Annotated in this window: 17 protein-coding genes; 11 read left to right on the forward strand and 6 right to left on the reverse strand. The window is 63.9% G+C overall.

From position 1 onward, the window contains the following. Nucleotides 1-31: 31 nt before the first annotated feature. Together ACIBG0_RS23075 and ACIBG0_RS23080 are read right to left on the reverse strand one after the other, a co-directional pair. Nucleotides 32-2473, reverse strand: coding sequence for a hypothetical protein (locus ACIBG0_RS23075; RefSeq protein ID WP_397035023.1), 2442 nt, complete (start codon nt 2471-2473; stop codon nt 32-34). A 507-nt stretch (nt 2474-2980) separates the two neighbouring features. Continuing rightward, nucleotides 2981-4537, reverse strand: a complete 1557-nt coding sequence (locus ACIBG0_RS23080) for an amino acid permease (protein ID WP_397035024.1) — start codon at nt 4535-4537, stop codon at nt 2981-2983. 274 nt (nt 4538-4811) lie between these two features. On the opposite strand from ACIBG0_RS23080, the gene ACIBG0_RS23085 reads away from it, so the two are divergent. The 3 genes from ACIBG0_RS23085 to ACIBG0_RS23095 all read left to right on the forward strand — a co-directional run bounded on the left by ACIBG0_RS23085 (nt 4812) and on the right by ACIBG0_RS23095 (nt 6929). Next, nucleotides 4812-5342, forward strand: a complete 531-nt coding sequence (locus tag ACIBG0_RS23085; RefSeq protein ID WP_397035025.1) for a hypothetical protein — start codon at nt 4812-4814, stop codon at nt 5340-5342. A 9-nt stretch (nt 5343-5351) separates the two neighbouring features. Then, a complete protein-coding gene (locus tag ACIBG0_RS23090; RefSeq protein WP_397035214.1) occupies nt 5352-6161 on the forward strand; it encodes a lipase family protein in 810 nt (269 codons plus the stop codon). Between the two features lie 405 nt (nt 6162-6566). After that, nucleotides 6567-6929: a cupin domain-containing protein gene (locus ACIBG0_RS23095; protein ID WP_397035026.1), complete on the forward strand. Its 363-nt coding sequence runs from the start codon at nt 6567-6569 to the stop codon at nt 6927-6929. Between the two features lie 4 nt (nt 6930-6933). On the opposite strand, the gene ACIBG0_RS23100 is transcribed toward ACIBG0_RS23095, so the two are convergent. Next, complete coding sequence (locus tag ACIBG0_RS23100; RefSeq protein WP_397035027.1) at nt 6934-8220, reverse strand: hypothetical protein; 1287 nt, start codon at nt 8218-8220, stop codon at nt 6934-6936. Then, the gene (locus ACIBG0_RS23105; RefSeq protein WP_397035028.1) at nt 8220-8441 is read right to left on the reverse strand and encodes a hypothetical protein; all 222 of its coding nucleotides are present in this window, start codon (nt 8439-8441) and stop codon (nt 8220-8222) included. The genes ACIBG0_RS23100 and ACIBG0_RS23105 overlap by 1 nt, the downstream gene beginning before the upstream one ends. Nucleotides 8442-8730: 289 nt before the next feature. On the opposite strand from ACIBG0_RS23105, the gene ACIBG0_RS23110 reads away from it, so the two are divergent. The 4 genes from ACIBG0_RS23110 to ACIBG0_RS23125 are packed head-to-tail and all read left to right on the forward strand — an operon-like array spanning nt 8731 to nt 12845. After that, nucleotides 8731-10038, forward strand: coding sequence for an ABC transporter substrate-binding protein (locus tag ACIBG0_RS23110; RefSeq protein ID WP_397035029.1), 1308 nt, complete (start codon nt 8731-8733; stop codon nt 10036-10038). Nucleotides 10039-10040: 2 nt separating this feature from the next. After that, nucleotides 10041-10886 carry a carbohydrate ABC transporter permease gene (locus ACIBG0_RS23115; protein WP_397035030.1) on the forward strand — a complete coding sequence of 282 codons (846 nt, stop codon included), beginning with the start codon at nt 10041-10043 and terminating at the stop codon, nt 10884-10886. Next, on the forward strand, nt 10883-11737 hold the full coding sequence (locus ACIBG0_RS23120; protein WP_397035031.1) for a carbohydrate ABC transporter permease: 855 nt from the start codon (nt 10883-10885) through the stop codon (nt 11735-11737). The genes ACIBG0_RS23115 and ACIBG0_RS23120 overlap by 4 nt, the downstream gene beginning before the upstream one ends. A 16-nt stretch (nt 11738-11753) precedes the next feature. Next, nucleotides 11754-12845 carry an ABC transporter ATP-binding protein gene (locus tag ACIBG0_RS23125; protein WP_397035032.1) on the forward strand — a complete coding sequence of 364 codons (1092 nt, stop codon included), beginning with the start codon at nt 11754-11756 and terminating at the stop codon, nt 12843-12845. A gap of 233 nt (nt 12846-13078) precedes the next feature. On the opposite strand, the gene ACIBG0_RS23130 is transcribed toward ACIBG0_RS23125, so the two are convergent. Next, nucleotides 13079-13708, reverse strand: coding sequence for a hypothetical protein (locus tag ACIBG0_RS23130; RefSeq protein ID WP_397035033.1), 630 nt, complete (start codon nt 13706-13708; stop codon nt 13079-13081). A gap of 724 nt (nt 13709-14432) precedes the next feature. On the opposite strand from ACIBG0_RS23130, the gene ACIBG0_RS23135 reads away from it, so the two are divergent. Beyond that, entirely contained in the window at nt 14433-15233 is an 801-nt protein-coding gene (locus ACIBG0_RS23135) for a DUF1460 domain-containing protein (RefSeq protein ID WP_397035034.1), read from the forward strand. 306 nt (nt 15234-15539) lie between these two features. Here ACIBG0_RS23135 and ACIBG0_RS23140 read toward each other — a convergent pair whose 3' ends face one another. Next, nucleotides 15540-16367: a hypothetical protein gene (locus ACIBG0_RS23140; protein WP_397035035.1), complete on the reverse strand. Its 828-nt coding sequence runs from the start codon at nt 16365-16367 to the stop codon at nt 15540-15542. A 129-nt stretch (nt 16368-16496) separates the two neighbouring features. Between ACIBG0_RS23140 and ACIBG0_RS23145 the strand changes: the two genes are divergently transcribed. The 3 genes from ACIBG0_RS23145 to ACIBG0_RS23155 all read left to right on the forward strand — a co-directional run bounded on the left by ACIBG0_RS23145 (nt 16497) and on the right by ACIBG0_RS23155 (nt 20051). Then, a complete protein-coding gene (locus tag ACIBG0_RS23145) occupies nt 16497-17498 on the forward strand; it encodes an Acg family FMN-binding oxidoreductase (protein WP_397035036.1) in 1002 nt (333 codons plus the stop codon). 106 nt (nt 17499-17604) lie between these two features. After that, on the forward strand, nt 17605-18255 hold the full coding sequence (locus ACIBG0_RS23150) for a response regulator (RefSeq protein ID WP_397035037.1): 651 nt from the start codon (nt 17605-17607) through the stop codon (nt 18253-18255). A gap of 59 nt (nt 18256-18314) precedes the next feature. Continuing rightward, on the forward strand, nt 18315-20051 hold the full coding sequence (locus tag ACIBG0_RS23155; RefSeq protein ID WP_397035038.1) for a GAF domain-containing protein: 1737 nt from the start codon (nt 18315-18317) through the stop codon (nt 20049-20051). Nucleotides 20052-20217: the final 166 nt, after the last annotated feature.

Below are 20217 nucleotides of genomic sequence, written 5' to 3' on the forward strand. Positions count from 1 at the left end.
CGCACTATTCCGCTGAGCAGCGTCGGTGATCTCAATTCAGCCGAGCGCCGACCCCGGCCATCGGCGGGGCCCAGCCGGGCCGCGGCGAATTGCCTTGCCTCGGCGGCGTCGGTGTGTTCGTCGCTGTTCGTTTGGCCCCGCTCAACGCCTGGTCGGTGAGAACCGTATCGGAGATGTGGCCGCGAGCCACGCGGAGCATCTCTTGATCCGCCGGATTACGCAATACGTCGTTGACGCTGGTCAAGACCAGCTCCGCCTGTCGGCTTCCGATCTCGCCCAACATCCGCCTTGCGGCGAGGGCGTCACTCGCGAATGGACCACCGGCCAATGGTCCCGACGTGGCGGTGCCGCCACCGGCGACTGTTTGCAGAGCCCGGGCCACATCCTCGGTAGGTGTGCCCAGGTATGCGGTGACGAATTGCTCCTCGTCCGTGGTGAGGGTGACGCCTGCGGGCGCCGAACGCCGATACCGGAATGCGGCGGCCTGCAAAGTGGCGAGATCCGCGGCGACTTCGCCGGGAGAACTGCCACCGTCGATGAGTCGAAGCGACGAGTCCTGGACACGTTGGACTGCCGCCACCACGCGCCCGAGATGGTTATTGCCGAGCGTCCAGCCCTTGGAGTTGTCATCGACGATCGACCACGAGCGAATGGCGTTGAACATGATGTCCTGGTCGGTGAATCCGGCGGCGAGCAAGGCCGCCGGTGCATCGGTGATCTTCCCGCCGATATCCACCAGCCCCTGCAACGCCGCGGCCGCACCGCGAACGGTATTGATGCCGCCATTAGGCGCGGCGAGCGCGGCCTCGCGGGCAGCCCGCGCGAATACGGGCCGGTGCACGTAGGCCTGGGCATAGGAGCCCTCGGGGCCACCCACACCTGGTGCACCCCAGAATCCCCATTGGCCTATTTGCGCCTGACGCTCCATGCGGGAGAACGGCCGCAACGGTGAACGGGTGCGACCCCACAGCCATTCGGTCGCAGGCGAATTACTGACTGTACTGAAGGCGGCGAGCGCAGGCAGCATGCCCATACGCATGGAATGCGCCGCTCCGGCCGCTCCCATACCCAGTGCGGTCGCGCCGCCGCCCGAACCGCGTGCGCCGCCCCCGCTGCCCTGCACGGCCAGTGCGAACCGATTCGCGATCCATTCGTTGCCGTGGTCCAGACTCTTACTGAGGCGTTTGAGCTGAAGGATCGCCACGATTTCGAAGATCGCGCCGATGATGAACACCACCATGACCTGATCACCGGCGAGCTTGAACAGGTCCCCGAGGATCAGCACATAAACGCCGAGAAAGATGGTGTAGACGGTCATGCGCGCCGCGGCGACGAAGCTGTCGACGACATTGCGGATCAGGAACGTCTGGGTAGGTCCGTACACGAATCCACCTGCGGCGAAACCGAATATCGACATCAAGCCGTGGTAGATCGTGTCGAGTGCCGCGCGGATCACCTTTATCGCCAGCACGGCCCCGAAGGCGAGCAGGATCGCCCCGGCCAGCAGCAGCAATAGGCCGGTGCCGATCTGCTCGAAATTCGGGTTCTCCATCGATTCCTTCGCCGAGCTGTCCCCGCAGGCGCTGATCCCCGTTTTCACCCGTTCTTCGCTGCGCGCTGCGACACCTGCCGACCATGCGGCCCGGCACGAGGCCTGTTCGTCGACTACATGCCCGAAGTTCCAGACTTGCAGGGGACGACGGGCGAAGTTGTCGGTCAGCGTGCCCTGCATGGTCGCCACCATGTGGTGCGGATCGACATTGTTATCGCCGTTCAACCCGGCCGCGACCGAAATGCCCAGATCGCGGCCTTTAGCGAGCAATCCGTCCGACGACAGCACATCGGCCAACGGCTCGGCGAGGAATATCGGTCCCAGCAATCCGACCATGAGCATGGTCACCACTTGCAGGGTGGCTTTGGAGTAGAGGCCGCGCACGACGAACCACGCGACGAAGAATGCGCCGATCGTCGCGGCGGTCACCAGCATGATCGGCGTCGCGATCTGTCCGGTCAGGCTGTGCGCCACACCGAGCAGTGCTTTCGAGAAGAGGTTCAGCCACTCGAAACTCGAGGCGTAGCCGATCAGCCAGATCGCGGTGATCACAATGATTTTCCAGCCCGCGAACTCCAAGCCGATCACCAGGGATATAGCGGTGTTTCCCGGACTCAGCACGCCGCCGTGGTCGGTGGCGAAGACATAACTGGCGGCCTCGACGCCCGAGGAATCCGCGACGTGAGTCCAGCCGAGCGCACTGCCCACCGACGACCCCGCGGTGCGGGTGCCGCTTTCGGCCGTTGCCGAGGCCGTCGCACCGAGCAGACCGGGGAAGACGACCAGAACGAAGACAGTGAGCAGGACACCGACCGTCCAGCGACACCGCCGCGTCGCACGGATCCACCTACGACACCGCCGCAGTACCGCGGGCAACCGCCATCGATCCGGATCCCAGTAATCCGATCTCCAGTTGTTCACTACTACAACCTGATTCGTTTCCGCGCACCCGAATCGCAGGCACGGCATGGCCAGACGAGCATCGAAGCGGACAAACCCTCGGAGCTGCTCAACAGTCTCCGGAAGCGACCACTCGACGCTAACCACGCACCGTGAACGACCCCCCTCGGATCAGTGAACAGCGCACAGCGAAACTGCGTGAGCCCGTAGGGTTTTCGTTTTCACCGCGACTGCGGCTGTTCACCGTTTGTTCGCCCCGCCCGGTCGCGGAAAATTCGCGCTGGCCGCTACCTCGTCATCAGCAGCTGCCGCTGTAGCGGTGCCTATGGCCCTGCTGGATCTAGCATACCGAGGCCACGAAATGAGCTGCAGCCCAGACTTTTCCAGAAATGGCGACCAAATCTATCCGGTCTGTCATCGCACGGACCGGTGGCCGTATCGAGGAATCGCGGCGGTTGCCCGCCCATCGCTGTGACCGCGAGTACGTATGGTCGCGAAAATCATCGGATCTCCCGATGTATACAGACCCTAGAGTGGATCCGGGTTGGTGAACCGGGACTTCGGGTCCTCGATGATCACTTCGGGTTCGGCGGACGGGCCGAGGGGCGGACGCTCGGCAACCACCGGAAATTGGCCGGTGTGGTGTTGGCGGATAAGGGCAATTCGCAATACTCTTCGGCGAGCCAGGAACCAGCCCCCGATCAGCGCCGGAGCCATGATCACGAGCATGGCGAGCACGGCGATGCGCTGGACGATATCGCCGCTGGAGATCATCAGGATTACGATGGTGGCCAGGAAAAACAGAGTCGCCACATCGGTGTAGGGCGCGCCGGGTAGGCGCGAGGCCGGACGCCAAGCCAAACCGCGCCGCCACTCGCGCCAGAGTCGCAGATGACAGAGCACGACCGCGGTCCACGACACAATGGTGCCGAGCGCCGATACGTTCAGCACGATCTCGAAGGCCTTGTCCGGCACCACCGCATCCAGTCCGACCCCGACCAGAGCGATCGCGCCGGTCGCGAGGATGCCGACGTAGGGTACGCCCGACTGCGACATGCGCGACGCCACGCCGGGAGCGCTGCCGTTCATCGACATCGAACGCAGAATCCTGCCTGTCGAGTACAACCCGGCGTTGAGACTGGAGAAGGCAGCGGTGAGCACGATCAGATTCATGATCGAACCGGCCGCTGGCACGCCAATTTTCGCGAAAAACGTAACGAACGGACTTTCGCCGGCCCGAAAGAAGGTATAGGGCAAGAGCAATCCGAGAAGTATCAGTGAGCCGACGTAGAACAGTCCGATGCGGGCGATGACCGAGTTGATCGACCGCGGCATGATCGTCTCCGGACGTTCCGCCTCACCGGCCGCGATGCCAACCAGTTCAACTGCGGCATAGGCGAATACGACACCGGTAGTCACCGTGACCAGTGGCAGCACACCGGTCGGGAACAAGCCGCCGTGCTGGCTGATCACCCCGACACCGGTCTGTGCACCCTGAATTGTGAAGCGGCCAGCCAGGAAAATGGTGCCGACGATCAGAAAGCCGACCAGCGCAACGACTTTGATCAGCGCGACCCAGAACTCCAGTTCGCCGAACCAGCGCACCGAGATCAGATTGGTACTCACCACCGCGATCAGCGCGACGAGCGCGATCACCCACTGCGGGACGACCTCGAACGCGCCCCAATAGTGCACATAGGTGGCGATGGCGGTGATATCGACGATCCCGGTCATGCACCAGTGGAAGAAGTAGGTCCACCCGACCGCGAAAGCCAGCTTCTCGCCATAGAACTCGCGCGCATAGGAGACGAACGATCCGGCGGAGGGCCGATGCAGCACCAATTCGCCGAGCGCGCGCAAGATGAAGAAGACGAATACCCCGCATACGGCATATACCAGGAACAATCCCGGTCCGGCGCTGGCGAGTCGCCCGCCGGCGCCGAGAAATAGCCCGGTGCCGATCACCCCGCCGATCGCGATCATCTGCACTTGGCGCGCGCGAAGCGATCTGCGATAACCGACATCCTCGGCATGTAGCGCATCTGCGAGCGCCGATAACTCAACTGGTCCCCGAACTGCGATCACGACTCGGCCTTCCAGTGCGGGAAGTCATGTCGCGGAAGAATGTACCGTTATTTAGCGGCACATTCAATGCGTTTCATTTGAAGCTTCAATGGGTACCCTGTCGGCCCCGATCATCGCCGAGACTCCCGGCCGACCGGGTTCGTGCAGCTGCACAAAGACCGAGCTCGAGCCTCTGCATCATGCTAATAGCCCCGCGCCGCCAATTGCGGTGAGCTGAATCCAGCAAGTCGAACCCATGATCGGCTGGCGGATCAATGGAGATTCGGAGGATGTGGTGAAGCGGTCTCGACGGCGGCTCGCGGTAATCGCGGTAGCGGCAGGTCTGACGGTGGCGGCGGGCCTGGCGATGAGCGGTGTCGGGGTGGCGGCCGCCGAGCCGGCATTCCCGCCGAATTTCCCGCCGGATCAGAATCAGCTGCCGCAGTTGCCGACCGAGCCGCAGATCTATGATCTGTTGCCGATACCGTCGCCGGATCAGGACCCGTGGTACGACGATCCCGCGGATCTCGCGTCGTATCAGCCGGGCCAGATCGTGCGCAGCCGCGAAGTGCAGACGCGGGTGCTCGGCATCCCGTTCCCGGTGTACACCGAGCAGCTGCTGTTCCGCTCGAACGATGTACACGACAATCCGATCGTCACCGCGACAACCGTTGTGGTGCCGGGCATTCCGTGGCAGGGCAGCCCTCGGCCGGTGCTGTCCTTCCAGGAGGCGATCGATTCCACCGATTCGGCCTGCAATCCCTCACACACCATGCAGACCGGCACCATGAAGGAGTCGGCACTGGTGATCTATTGGCTGGCATAGGGTTTCGCGATCAACGTGCCGGACTTCGACGGAAAGTTCAATACCTTCAACACCTATGCCGAGGGCAAGATGGTCCTCGACAGCCTGCGTGCGCTGAAGAACGATCCGGCTCTCGGACTCACCGACTCCGGTATCGCGCTGTACGGATATTCCGGCGGCGGTTCGGGTTCCATTCGCGCGGCCGAGCTGCGGGCGAGCTACGCACCCGATGTGCGGCTGCTCGGCACCACCATCGGCGGCACACCCGGCGACCTGGTGGCGCAGGCTCGGTACGCGACCCGAGCCGAACCCGGGCTCACCGGCACGAGTAACTTCACCATGTGGCTCGGCTTCGCCAGCCTGGCCCGGGAGTATCCGGACGTCTTCGACCCCGCCGATCTGCTGACCACCGAGGGGCAGCAGATCATCAAGGATATCCAAAGTCGTTGCTACGCAACCATTGCGCTCACCGGTGTCTACCGGCCCATCAGCGCCTACTACCAGCCCGGCAAGTCGCTGGAATCGTCCCTCGAGATCCTTCGGGTCCTGCAGGACAACAGCTTGGGCAAATACCTCCCGGATACACCGATCCTGTGGTGGCACGGCCTGTGGGATGAACTGATTCCACCGTCGGTCGTGCTGCCGACCGTCCAAAGCTATTGGGAGCGTGGCGCGGATCTGCGCTTCTACACCGTTCCCGTCCCCGAGCACATCGTCAATGCCGTCACCGGCTGGCCGCCCGCAGTGGCATGGACCAGCGCGGTGCTGCGCGGCCTGCCGCCGGGCCCGAAGTTCAAGGCGGATTACCAGCCGCTGCCGCCCGGCTTTCCCGGAAGCTGAAATCGTCTGCATCCGAACCGCTTGGTGAACGGGTTGATCTCGACGATGGCACTGACCAATTCGGGTGCATCGGCCGCGACAATGGTCGCCGTGCCACCGGACAGGGAGTGGCCGTCGACATCGCAGCGATGCGGCCCTCCTCGAATGTCACGAACTCGGTCATTTTGTCTTACCTTCCAGGTGTTTTCGAAAGGTCGCGTGAGGGGCGATGTGCTCGAATCGAACGCCGGAATACCCCGACCGGATCGGTCGGATAGACAGCGGATTTCGTCGATCTCTGATCCGACCGGCCCCGACGGGCTGTCAGAGCGCCTCAGCGCGAGCTATCTTGCAGCTAGCGCGGCGGCTAAGATGTGATTGGCATCACATTTTATGGGTCGGGGCAACGATACGAGGAGAACCATCATGTCCGGACTGGTGCAAAAGAGTTTCGACAAGCCCGAAGAGACCCGCTTGTTCGAGGATGGCAAGGGCAAACTCGACCTGGTCAATCTCGACGGCGGCCCGGTCGGTCGGGCGGTTTTCGAACCCGGTTGGCGGTGGTCGCAGCACGTCAAGCCGATCGCCCAGACCGACAGTTGCGAAGCGGCCCATATGGGTTACTGCCTCTCGGGGCGACTGATGGTCGCCATGAACGACGGCGAACAACAGGAATACGGTCCCGGCGACTTCATGATCGTCGCACCAGGACACGACGCCTGGGTCGTGGGCGATGAACCGTGCGTCATGCTCGACTGGCAGGGTGTCGCCGACTACGCCAAGCGGTGAGCGTTCAGTCCCAACTCGGCGCGGCGTCGTAGCGGCGGCGCATCTGGCGGCGGCGGTAGAACACCTCGTCCACCGAGAGCGTCGTGGTGGTCACCGGCGCCAGGCGGATGTTGAGGCCGAGTTCCCTGATGCGGTGCTCCAGATCGATGCGGCGCTCCGGCGGCAGGTTGGACCACATCGCTTCGAAGCGGCCGCGCACCGGCGGGTCGGCGGCGGCGATCAGGTCCAGCAGCAGCGGCCAGTCGTGCGCGTCGGTGGCGATGCCGGGCAGTGCGGACACCATCGCATCGTTCATCTGCGCGAGCAGGGCTATCATCCGGCGCTGGATCCCGGCGTCGACGTGTGCCATCAGGCTGAAGAGTCCGCGCCACAGGTCGGATTCGATGCGGCCCTCCAGGCTGCCGACAAGCCCGGCCAGCGCCGCGTCGTTCGCGATGATCGGATTCGCGGCCAGGGCGCCCAGGGCCCACTTACTCAGCCGTCCGATGAAGGTCAACAGCTCCGGTGCCGCACCGGCCCGGAGATAAGTCGCGACCAGATTGCCGATCATTTCGGTGGACCCGACGCTGAGCAGAACATCACCGATTGACGCGGACAGATCGGCCTCACAGCGCGCGAACGTCGACAGCGCGGCCAACTGCAATCCCGTCGACCCGATGAGTACGGTGTGCACCATCCGCGGAATCCGCTGCCGCGGCCCGGCTAGCAGTTGACGAAAGATGGCGCTCACACCTGTGACGGAATAGGCATAAGCGGCGGAGAAGATCAGGCCCTCGTCATCGAGTACGCCCTGTTCGAAGGCCGCGCACAGAGTCGGTGTGGCGAAGGCGTCGAGGAACGGCCCTGCGGTGATGTAGTCCTTGCGGGCCAACATTTCGTTGAGAATCCGCACGATGGGTTCCGGTGGCGCAACCTCGGCGAGCTGCCCGACGGTGCGCGGATCCATATACGGGGCGCAGTCGGCCACATACGCGGGCGCGAGCATGGCCACCGTCTCGGCCGCCTTCTTCGGATGATCGACACCCACCGCGCCGGCGGCCCGACCTGTCATCATCGGCGGAACGAGGCGCTGCACCAGCGGCATCGAGATGCGCAGCGGAATGATCGGCACCAGTTTGCTGATCCGCTCGAACGTCTCGTTGTGCTGGTCGAAGATCAGTCCTGCCAGCCGTTCCTGGAGTTCATGCAGGTTCTCACTGCCCAACCGCTCCAGATGCGCGAGTCGCTCCACTGGCGCATGCAAAGTCCGTGACAGCAGGACGATCTGGGCCCCGGTTACCAGATCACTCATCAGCCGAGCCGGCTCCCGAACATGATCTTCTTCGTCACCGCCCGGAACGGCCGGGGCAGCGCGCCGACCATCTCGTCGACAGCCTCGATGAGCGCCGCCGTCTCGAGTTGCTTGGCCGCGCGGAACATCTCGAGCAGTTCGGCAGCCTCCTGTTCGGTGATCATGCCGGTTGCCGCCAGCGGCCCGCGTAGTTCGTGTTCTAGGTCGGTCCTGGCGGTCATAGGGCTACCCGTTTCTTCTTCTATCGCAACGTCGATCACTCGTGAAAGCCCCGAGCATAGGGGTCTCGGCGACCGGGCGGGGCAGTGCGTAAAGAATTCGTTATCCAAAGATCTTCATAACTTTTTTGAAAGGGATGCCTTCCTTTTTATTTGTGCCGCAAGACAACTCGGGTTTTGTTCTCAGTCACGGGAAGTTGCGCGTTCGGCTGTGTGCGCACATCTGTTTGTATCTGGGCATGATGGATCAGTGTCGGCTCGCCAAGGTCCATTCCTGCCTCGGGAGCCACACATGCCCACGTCCGGCCTGACGCGCCGGTCGTTTCTCGGCGCGACGGGTATCGGCACCCTCGCGCTCACCGCCGCGTGTACTGGCTTCGCCACCACGGGAAGTGGCGGCATGCTCTTTCTCTCCACGCAATTCCGCCCAGCCGACGAGGCCGAGCGGTTCCGTAACCTGCTCGGCAAGACGGCACCGGGCGTCAGCTATGTGACCATCGAGGAAAGTCCGTTCGCGAGTCAGGTGCGCAGCCAGGTCGGGGCGGGCTCGACGCAGGTCGGTCTGCTCGGCGGGTTGCACGGCGATATCGCGCCGCTGGCCAACGGCTACCTCGAGGATCTCACCGGTCTGCTCGTCGACCTCGGCAACCGCGGCTGGCCCGCCGCCTACCTACAGCTAGCACGGGCCAGTACCGACCGTACGTGGTATATCCCCTGGGCCACAGCCAGTTACGTCCTCGCCGCGCACGCCGACGCGCTACAACACCTGCCATCGGGCGCGAACGCCACCGCACTGACCTATGACCAATTCCTCGACTGGGCGATCGCCGCACGCCGCGCCAATGGCAACCGACCGATGCTCGGCCTGCCCGCCGGGCCGAAAGGATTGTTGCATCGGTTCACCCAGGGTTATCTGCTGCCCTCGTTCACAGGCGGTCAGATCACCACCTTCCGTTCGGCTGAGGCCGTGACGGCCTGGCAATACTTCCGCGAACTGTGGGCCAACTGTGCACAGTCGAGTACGAATTACGACTTCATGCAGGAACCGCTGGCCAGCGGCGAAGTGCGCATGGCTTGGGATCACGTTGTGCGCCTGGTGCACGCGCCCGAGCATGACCCGCAGCACTGGCGCATGCTGCCCGCACCGCGTGGCAAACACGGCCTCGGCTATATGGCCGTTGTCGCCGGGCTCGCAATTCCCAAGGGCAGCACCGATCCGGAACTGGCGCAGCGCACCATCAGCGCGCTGACCAAGCCGGAAACCCAGATCGAACTGCTGCGCTCCAATGGCTTTTTCCCTTCGGTCGACACCGCCATCCCGGGCGATCTGCCCCCGGCGGTCGAGCTCGAGGCCGATGCCGTGCACCGGCAGCAGCAGGCACCTGGCGCGATCCTGTCGCTGCCGCCGGTCGGTCTCGGTCAGCGCGAGGGCGAAGTGAGCAAGGTGTTCAAGGACAGCTTCCGCTCGATTGTGTTGGATGGAGCCGATATTCGGGCCACCCTCGACCAGCAGGCCCGGGTGTTGCAGGGGATTCTCGACGAGCTGAAGGTGCCGTGCTGGGCACCCGATCCCGTCGCCGACGTCTGCGGGGTGGGGTAGCTGTGCGTGCTCGTCTCGGTTCGCCATGGATTCTGCTGCTGCCCTCGATCGTGCTGCTGGCCGCGCTGTTCGGTTGGCCGCTGGTGCGAGCGGTCTTCGACGCGTTCAGCGACGATCACGGCTTCACGCTCGCGCACTGGCGGCGCTTGTTCGGTGACCCGTATTTCCTTACCTCGCTGCGCAATACGCTGTTGTTGATCGTGATCGTGGTGCCGATCCAGCTGGTGCTCGCGGTCGGTATGGCGCTGCTGATGCAGGCGCGGCCGCGGTTCGCGAGCGGTCACTTCTACCTGTGGTGTGTACCACTGGCGATCTCCGAATTGGCCGCCGGACTGGTGTGGTTGTCGATCTTCGGCAATCGCGGATACCTGAACTCACTGCTGGTCTGGCTCGGGCTGTCCGAGGACGGTGTGCCGTGGTTGAACTATCAGCACACCGGCACCATGCTGCTCGCGGTGGTGATCGCCGAGATCTGGCGGGCGACTTCGCTGGTGTTCGTCATCGTGGTGGCGGGCGTGCAGCTGATCCCACGGGATTACGACGAAGCGGCGCAGGTGTTCGGCGCGAACTTCTGGCAGCGGCTGCGGCATGTGACGCTGCCGCAGCTCGGGCCGAGTCTGCAGGTCGCACTTATCCTGCGCACCATCCTCGCGCTGCAGGCCTTCGCCGTTGCACAGGCTCTCACCGGGCGCGACTTCCCGCTACTGGTCGGCGAGACCTACGAGTGGTACTCGAATCTGCAGAATCCGGCGGTGGCGAGCGCGGTTTCGCTTGTGGTGCTGGCCATCTCACTCAGTACCGCCGTGTTCTATCTGCGGACGGTCAGGGCGCCGGAGGGGTCGCGATGAGCCAGGCCAGGGTGCTGCCGCCGATCGATCGCGCACCGCTGCGCCGACGCCGATGGCGGGCCATCGGAGTGCAGGTGGCGTGCATCGCGGTGACGCTGTTCATGGCGCTGCCGATCGTGCTGATCGGACTCGCCGCGGTGTCCTCGCGCGAGGCGCTGAACGAGTTCCCGAAACCATTGCTGCCAAGCGAATTCTCCACCGAGACGCTGCAGTCGTTCTTCCGTGCCACCGGAACCGTTCCGGCACTGGGCAACTCGGTACTCGTCGGGCTCTACACGGTGTTCTGGTCGCTGGTCATCGGAGCACCCGCCGGATATGCGCTGGCCCGCAATGTCTTCCGCGGCAAGGACACCTACCAGATATTCATTCTGTTCGTGCGGGCGCTGCCGATCGTGGTGCTCTCGGTGCCGCTGGCGACGATGTTCCTGCGGCTGGACGTGTACGACACCGTCTTCGCCGTGACACTCCTACACACCACACTCGCGCTGCCGACCACCGTGCTCATTACGGCAAGTATTTTCGTCGCGGTGCCGGCCGATCTCGAAGAGGCGGCGCGCGTCTTCGGCTGCACACGCTGGCAGGCCGCGCGCAAAGTCGTCGTGCCGCTGGCACTTCCCGGGCTCGCGGCATCGTCGATCTTCACGTTCGTGCTGTCGTGGAACGAAATCCTCGGCGCGACCATCGTGACGCTCGGGCATCGCACGCTGCCCGCGCAGGTGCTCACCACACTCGGTGAGGCATCGACGCCGTACCGGTTCGCGGGCGGGTTCGCACTGATCATTCCGGCGCTGGTCTTCATCTTCGTGATGCGGCGCTATCTGGTGAATATGTGGGGGACGACGCTGAGATGACAGAGGTGCATGGCACATGGCCGAAGTGATTCTGCGGGACCTGGTGAAGACCTATCCCGGCGGCACGACGCGCGCCACCGACCAGGTGTCGCTCGAGGTGATCGACGGCGAATTCATGGTGCTGCTCGGGCCGTCCGGCTGCGGTAAGACGACACTGCTGCGCATGATCGCCGGGCTGGAACTGCCCGATTCGGGGCAGATCGTGATCGGCGGCAAGGATGTCACCTATCTCGAACCACGCCGGCGCAATCTGTCGATGGTGTTCCAGTCCTATGCCGTCTTCCCCAATAAGAAGGTCGCCGACAATATCGGCTTCGGCCTGCGGGTGCACGGTGTGCCCACCGAGGAGATCCGACGCAAGGTCACATGGGCCGCGGATCTGCTGCAGCTCACGCCGTACCTGGATCGGTATCCGGCGAAGTTGTCCGGTGGCCAACGCCAGCGTGTCGCGGTGGCGCGCGCGATCGTCATGGATGCCGATGTGCTGCTCATGGACGAGCCGCTGTCCAATCTCGATGCACTACTGCGCCTTTCGTTTCGCGCCGAGCTGAAGAAATTGGTCGGCGAGCTCGGCACCACCACGATCTATGTCACCCACGACCAAGTCGAGGCGCTATCCCTCGGCGATCGCGTCGCGGTGATGCGCGACGGGGTGATCGTCCAATGTGGTTCGCCGACAGCGGTGTACGACGGTCCAGCGACCGAATTCGTCGGCGGCTTCCTCGGCAGTCCGCCGATGAACTTCCTCACCGGGATCGTCGACATAGGCGAGGCCGGACCGCATATCGATCTCGGCGGGCAGGCGCTGCCGGTACCCGCCGAGCTCGCATCGTTCAACGGTAAGAAGCTCAACCTCGGCATCCGGCCCGAGGCCATCGTCCTCGGCGACGAAGCAGGCGCCGATTCGATACGTGCCGAACTCCAGGTGCTGGAGCCGCTCGGCTCGTCCACCCTGTTGACCACCGATGTCAGCGGACAGACCGTCAAGATTCAGACGCGGCCCAGCTTCCGGGCCGACCAGGGCGATGCGCTGAACCTGCACCTGCCGGCGCGGGCATGCCGCTGGTACGACCCGGAAACCGGATTATTGCTGGAGGACTCAGTGTAGATATCCGGTGGACACTTCACCGTATCCGATCAACTCGACTGCCGAATATTGTGGAGCCAATTCCTCCGCGGTTACCAATGCGCCATAGATAGTCAGTTTGGCCTGCTGCAGGATACGGCAACTCGGCGAACAAATATTATGGATTGCCATTGCACGCCGCGCCTGGCCCGGCGTCAACTCACCGGGATCGCTGAAACAGTCGCTGATATTGGAGATTATCGATCGCATCTCGGCTAACCCACTCTCACGGGCACGGCTGCTGCTTCGACGATTCGACCACGGCCGACAGTGAGCGACATGAGGGCAACATTGCCGAACGTAGTAATGAGCGGACCCGCGACCGTGGCGAATTGATATCCGCTCGCCAGCAGCACTCCCAGCACGCCGAGCGCCCCCGCGAAGGCATTCGCGGCGAACATTTGCCAGGTCTCTTCCTGAGGCTTCGACCAGGCGTGCCGCAGCGTCGGAATTGTGGCTACCAGGTTGGCGCAGATGGCCACCGACGCACCGAAGGTCTTCTCCGAAATTTCCACCGTGACCAGCACACATGCGATAGAGGAGAGCAAACAGGCCCAATCTATATTGTCCGCGGGTCGCAGACTCACGCCACGGCGTAGACCGAGGGCGATAACCGCGGCATTCATACTCGCCGACGCCGCATTGATACCGGCGGCGAGGTATGCGCCCGCCAGATATGCGACCACCGCGAATACGGTATTGGCAGTACACCAGGCCACCCAGGATGCCATCCGCGGTCGCGTGCCGCTGTCCAGAATTCCGACCAGATATGCGATGACTCCATACAGTGAGATGCCGACGCTGACCAACGCTACCGACGAACTCGGACTCCAGAACTCACTCACGTGCACCATTCCTCATTTTTTGCGCAGACATGCACAAGACAGCCACAATCGGCGATTCCACCCGCATGCGAACACACCGAAGGCGACATATCCGGTGCGACGATGGAGACCGTATCTGCCGTGCGTGAACACTTCGGGATGATTTGTTCGTTCGCGATTGAAAGAATCGTTACACGGAGGTTCCTCAGCGCCAAATGCAACAGGTCGGCCGTAACGAACTTTTACGTCGGTAACTGACGCTTAACAGAATATGGTTACTGAGCTCACATCGGTGCGGAATCAACATTAATGAGCGTCGTTTCGAGGGCAGACATGCCACAGACACACGAAGACCCCAGCCGTAGCTGGGGTCTCCCGTGGTTACGCCGACCGTTGTGCGAGTCGAAACCTCTGCACCCCGGCCTCGGTAGTGAGCCTGCCACACTTGCCGGGAATCGTCGCGCCGAGGGCGCCGCCTACGAGCCCTCGCAGCGCGCTTGCATCTGTAAGTCCGGTGGAATCACGCGCGAGCAGGCGATATCCGTTGACAAAGGCTTTGTTAAGATAACGAAACAGCAACTTCGTGATCATCCCGTGTCCAAACTGTTCGACTCGGAATCCAGGGCTCATGACAGCGTCCTCGCTGGATCATGCAGCAGCCCTGCCGTTTTCGAGTTCGGGAACCGAAGACCGCCGGGCTCGGACTACCGTGGCAGCAACGACCGTTCATCCCGCTGGAGGCCTTGTGCGCAGCATCGCCCGCGTACTGCTCATCATCTCGGCGCTCGTCGGCATTGCGATGCCGACCGTGCCCGCCGCATTCGGCGCACCGGCCACCGATGACGCCACTGCCGCGAAGATCGATGAGTTGCTGGCAGTGCGGGCTGCCTCGGCGGGTGCGAGCAAGGGCGAGCTGATCGAACGGCTATCGGCGCACCTGCTCGGGACGCCGTATGGCGCGGATATGCTCATCGGCGCGGCCGACCAACCCGAACAGTTGGTCATCGATCTGCGGCGGGTGGATTGCTTCACCTATCTCGACTATGTCGAAGCCCTCAGCAGGTCCAACGACGGCGACCAGTTCGTGGCGAATCTGATCGCGACCCGCTACACCGACAGTCGCGTCGAGTTCCGGCAGCGCAAGCACTTCTTCAGCGATTGGTCGCATACCGCGCGCATCGCCGCCACCGATATCACCGACACGCTGAGTCCGGCCGCGGTGACCGTCGCAAAACGTCTCAACGCGAAAGCCGGTGGCGGAGTGTATCTTCCGGGCCTGCCGGTGGTCGATCGCGATATCACCTACATACCCAGCGCTGCTGTTGACGAGGGTGTCATCGGTGGACTGCGCACCGGTGACTACATCGGCGCGTACGCCGACCAGCCGGGACTCGATGTCACCCACGTCGGCATCTTCGTCATGACACCGAGCGGCCCGGTCTTCCGCAACGCATCCTCACTCGCCGCCAACAACAAGGTGGTCGACTCACCCTTCGCCGAATACGTGCGCACGACTCCGGGCATCATGGTGCTCCGCACGCAGTAGTCGCTAGTGGAACCGGCCAACGCGAGGAGTGGGCGAGCGGTGTTCGGCGGTGACGGCCGATTTCGTCGGTCGGATACGGCGTGGTCGCCGATCGCCACATCACGACTCTTCCGTTGCTGCACGACAACGGCGAGTCGAATCGCCACCCGTGATCCGCTCCCGCGGTTGACCGTTGTGCCGTCTCGCTTCTGCCCGACCGTCGGTGGCCGGTTCCATGTCCAACTGTGCCCAGGGTGGCACCGGAGTCGACAGTGCCGGGATGCCCTAGATCGGGGGACATTGGTCCCGCGGTCGGTTTCAACCGGATCAATCGCCGAAACCGGCAAGCCGCGCATCCGTCCGGGGTGTGATCAGCCCGAGGTCGGTGTCGTAGCGGCGGTACAGCAGGTGCCCGCGGCGGGTGGCGGAATCGAGGAAGAACAGATACGGCAGGCCGACGCCGCACAACCGGTCGACGGCCGCGGTCTCGGACAACTCCGGGATCGGCTGCGCTTCGGCGGGGTCGCAAGCCGAGCGGAGCAGCCCGATCCCCGCGGCATCGCCCCGGTAGACGATCGTATCGGCATCGATGAACAGGTGCGCGTCGTAATCCATCGCATCCAGCACCGCGGCGGCCGCATCCGGTGGCGCGACCAGCAACGAGCAATTTTTGCGGCGGGTGATCGTGCCGTGCATGGACGCCTCGAGTAGTCCCCGCCGCATCGGCTCCCGCTCCGGCGCCTCCGGTTGCTTCGTCGCCAACCGCTGGATCAGCCGCTCCAGCCGCAGCACGACAGGCAGCACCATGCCCGGCCCCGGCGTAACCGTCTGCACACGCGCCGGAGTACCGCCGACGCGCAGATTCACTTGGACCAACTGCGGCCCACTGGAACAATTCGCGCCGATGACCCTTACCCGGGCACCACCGTCGACACGATTTCGTTTGAGCAATCGCCCGACCGCCCCGGCCACACGTTCGAGTTCCAACTCCGCGATCGGTCCACGCGGAAATACGACGATGTCGGGGAAGGCCCGAGTGGACCACTTCCCTGACGCACTCATGGCGACCTCGCAATTCGATATTTTGTTGAGCTCCGACCCTGGAGACTCGATGGCAGCATCCGCGACGACCAGTGCGGGAGGGCCGAAAGTCACTGCTACATCCGACCTTCGGCACCGATCGACAACCCGCACAACGTCCCGAGTCGGCGGGTGACCATCGACCCTCGATAACGGGCGCAAGGCCCATATCGAGCCGCTGCGCACGCGACGACACTTCAAGATATGACCGATACCAGCGCTTCTCCCGTCCGTTCCGTGCCGGACCACCCGACGGTGCTGGCGGCCATGCAGTTGGCCGGCCGAGCACCGTCGTTGCACAACACCCAGCCATGGCGGTGGGTGTTCGACGGGGTCAGGCTGCGGCTGTATCGCGACGACGACCGCCTGCTGACCTCGGCAGATCCACTCGGCAGGCAGTTGGTGATCAGCTGTGGCGCGATGCTGCATCATGTGCGCACCGTCTTTGCCGCCAAGGGGTGGCACACCGATACCACCCGGCTGCCCGATGCCAGGCACCCCGACTACCTCGCGGATATCGAGTTCCGACCGTGGCCCGAACCGCCGGACGGCGTGCTGGCGCGTGCCCGGGCCATTGATCGGCGACGTACCGACCGACTGCCGCTGCTCGCACCGACCGGCTTGTCAGAGCTCCTGCACACCGGACGAATGCTGGTGACACCGCACGACCTCGAGCTCGATGTCCTCGACGACAGTGCCCGCGGGAAGCTGGCGGGAGCTTCCGAACACGCCACCGCGCTGCGCCGCTACGACATGGAATACCAAACCGAATTGCGTTGGTGGGCTGGACATTCCGGCGACTCCGAAGGCGTCCCGCGCGAGGCCCTTGTCTCCGATGCCGAGTTCGCCCGTGTCAGTGTGGGACGCGCCTTCCCGTCCGCGCCGCATTCGGCCCGCCGCGGGGACCTCGAGGACAATGCGCGACTGTTGGTGCTCAGCTCACCCCGCGAGTCGGTCATCACGTGGCTGCACACCGGCGAGGCACTTTCCGCACTGCTGCTGGAATGCACGACCGCCGGTCTGGCGAGTTGTCCGATGACCCATATCACCGAAATGCCCTCGGCCCGAATGGTTATCGCGAGCATGCTCGCCCACCCCGGCATCCCGCAGGTGGTGATCCGGGTCGGCACCGCACCCGAGGATGCACCCGAAACCGCACCTACACCGCGCCGCCCGCTCGCCGACATCCTGACGATGCAGCCATGAGCACACCCGGGATCGTCGAAAGTCCTTCGGCAACGATGTCTGTCTTCGAAACGCCGTGCCCGATCGCTCAGTAGGGTGAAATATGAATCGAGGGAGGTACTTGGCGATGACCAGTGTGTTCTTGGTCGATGACCATCAGATCGTGCGTCGTGGGGTGCGGGATCTGATCGAGTCCGAGTCCGATCTCGAGGTCATCGGCGAGGCTGGCACGGTGGCGCAGGCCTTGGCGCGTATTCCCGCGCTGCGCCCGCAGGTCGTGGTCCTCGATGTGCGCCTGCCCGACGGCAATGGCATCGAACTGTGCCGCGAGCTGCTGAATCAGCATCCCGAGCTGCGGTGTCTGATACTCACCTCGTTCACCGACGAACAGGCCATGCTCGATGCCATCTTGGCCGGTGCCAGCGGATACGTGGTCAAGGACATCGACACCATCGAGCTGGTCGAGGCCATTCGCGAGGTCGGCGCGGGTAAGTCGCTGCTGGATAATCGCGCGGCGGCGGCGTTGATGGCGAAGCTGCGTGAGGAGGCCGAGGCCAAGACCGGGCCGTTGGCCGGTCTCACCGAACAGGAACGGACCCTGCTCGGTTTGCTCGGTGAGGGGCTGACGAATCGGCAGATCGCGGGTCGGATGTTTTTGGCGGAGAAGACCGTGAAGAACTATGTCTCGCGGCTGTTGACCAAACTCGGTGTCGAACGCCGCACCCAGGCCGCTGTGCTGGCCTCCGAGCTCAAAGCGCCGACGCCGAAAGAAAGGTGAGCGACCTGCGATTTCGGCCGGTGTGACATGGACTACACCACCGGGGGAGAATACCCATTGTGGATGACGAGTCGACCGTGTCTGGCCAGCCGCCGGTGACGGAAACTTTGTCCCAGCTGCGGCTGCGTGAACTGCTCGGTGAGGTCCAAGATCGCATCGCGCAGATCGTCGGGGTCCGTGACCAGATGGATCGCCTGATCGAGGCGATGCTGGTGGTCACCGCCGGATTGGACTTGGACAACACGCTGCGCTCGATCGTGCACACCGCCATCGAGCTGGTCGACTCCGAGTACGGCGCCCTTGGCGTGCGCGAAACCGATGAGACCAGCAACGAGCTCTCCGAATTCGTCTACGAGGGCATCGACGACCGCACCCGGGTCATGATCGGCGATCTGCCGCGCGGTCACGGTGTCCTGGGTCTGCTCTTCGAACAACCGAAGCCCATTCGACTGAGCGATCTGTCCAAGCATCCGTCCTCGGTGGGTTTTCCGGCCCATCATCCGCCGATGCACTCTTTCCTCGGTGTGCCGGTGAAGGTGCGCGACGAGATCTTCGGCAACCTGTACCTGACCGAGAAGTCCGGTGGTCAGGAGTTCACCGAGGACGACGAGGTCGTGGTGCAAGCGCTGGCCGCCGCGGCGGGTATCGCCATCGCCAACGCTCGCCTCTACGAGCAGTCCCGCATCAGCCAGCAATGGCTGGAAGCCAACCGCGATGTCGCCACCGAATTGCTCGCGGGTGGTGAGCCGAATGAGGTGCTGGAGCTGGTCGCCGACCGCGCGCTGCAGCTGACCCACTCGGCGTGCAGCTTCCTCGCACTGCCCGAAGATCCGGATATTCCGCCCGAAGAGGTGACCGACCTGGTCGTCGTCGCCGCGGCCGGTGTCGATGCGCACAAGCTGACCGGACAACGCATTCCGATCAGCGAATCGCATTCGGGCATCGTATTTCGGGAAAACCGGGTCCTCGCGGTCGATCGGCTGAAGTACAGCCTGCTGTTCGGCAAGCCGACCGAATTCGGCCCGGCGCTGGTGCTGCCGCTGCGGGCCGAACAGACGGTCATCGGTGTGCTCACGATCCTGCGTCCACCGGAGTCCGGACCGCTCGATGCCACCGGACAAGCCATGATGGCGGCCTTCTCCGTCCAAGCCGCGTTGGCGCTGCAACTGGCCAGGAGCCAGCGCCGAAACCGCGAACTCGATGTGCTCTCCGACCGCGACCGGATCGCGCGCGATCTGCACGACCACGTGATCCAGCGCCTGTTCGCGGTCGGTCTATCACTGCAGAGCACTGCCCAGCGCGCCCGGGTACCCGAGGTCAAATCTCGGCTCACCGAGACCATTCAGGACATCCAGTCGATCGTGCAGGATATCCGGCATTCGATCTTCGACCTGCATGGCAGCTACACCGCCGATGCCCCGACGCTGCGCAAGCGGTTGCACGGCATCATCGCCGAAATGATCGGAGAAAGCGGGCTGCGCACGACGATTCGACTGGCCGGACCGGTCTCGGTGCTGGAGCCGCCACTGTCGGAGGATGTCGAGGCGGTGCTGCGCGAGGGTGTGAGCAATACGGTCCGGCACGCGTCGGCCACAACGGTATCGGTCCATCTGCGGGTGCGCGACGACGTCACCATCGAGATCATCGACGACGGCGTCGGCGTGCCCGGCGGCTTCGAGCGCATGAGCGGATTGACGAATCTGGCGACCCGTGCCGAGCAGGCGGGCGGCAGCTTCAGCATTACCAACGGCGGGGAGAACGGCACCGTGCTGCGCTGGTCCGCGCCGCTGCCCTGATCGGTTACGCCTGCAGACGCATCCTCTGGCGAGGGGTAGCTCGGACGTCACAGGGCGAGCCCTGGCGCCTAGCCTGGTCGGCACTGTTGTCCTGCCCGGGCGCTGAGTGATCTGTGCATGCCCCGCGGCATGAGCGGTCTTTGGGCCCTGTGGTTCGTGACCAACG

It is taken from the genome of Nocardia sp. NPDC050630 (assembly GCF_044457245.1).
In the GTDB taxonomy this organism is placed as follows: Bacteria; Actinomycetota; Actinomycetes; order Mycobacteriales; family Mycobacteriaceae; genus Nocardia.

Excerpts from the sequence above, each read along its gene's own strand:
- ACIBG0_RS23120 (WP_397035031.1), top strand. The coding sequence starts at position 10,883 with ATGAGCCAGGCCAGGGTGCTGCCGCCGATCGATCGCGCACCGCTGCGC.
- ACIBG0_RS23150 (WP_397035037.1), top strand. The coding sequence starts at position 17,605 with ATGACCAGTGTGTTCTTGGTCGATGACCATCAGATCGTGCGTCGTGGG.
- ACIBG0_RS23110 (WP_397035029.1), top strand. The coding sequence starts at position 8,731 with ATGCCCACGTCCGGCCTGACGCGCCGGTCGTTTCTCGGCGCGACGGGT.
- ACIBG0_RS23105 (WP_397035028.1), bottom strand. The coding sequence starts at position 8,441 with ATGACCGCCAGGACCGACCTAGAACACGAACTACGCGGGCCGCTGGCG.
- ACIBG0_RS23145 (WP_397035036.1), top strand. The coding sequence starts at position 16,497 with ATGACCGATACCAGCGCTTCTCCCGTCCGTTCCGTGCCGGACCACCCG.
- ACIBG0_RS23100 (WP_397035027.1), bottom strand. The coding sequence starts at position 8,220 with ATGAGTGATCTGGTAACCGGGGCCCAGATCGTCCTGCTGTCACGGACT.
- ACIBG0_RS23095 (WP_397035026.1), top strand. The coding sequence starts at position 6,567 with ATGTCCGGACTGGTGCAAAAGAGTTTCGACAAGCCCGAAGAGACCCGC.
- ACIBG0_RS23125 (WP_397035032.1), top strand. The coding sequence starts at position 11,754 with ATGGCCGAAGTGATTCTGCGGGACCTGGTGAAGACCTATCCCGGCGGC.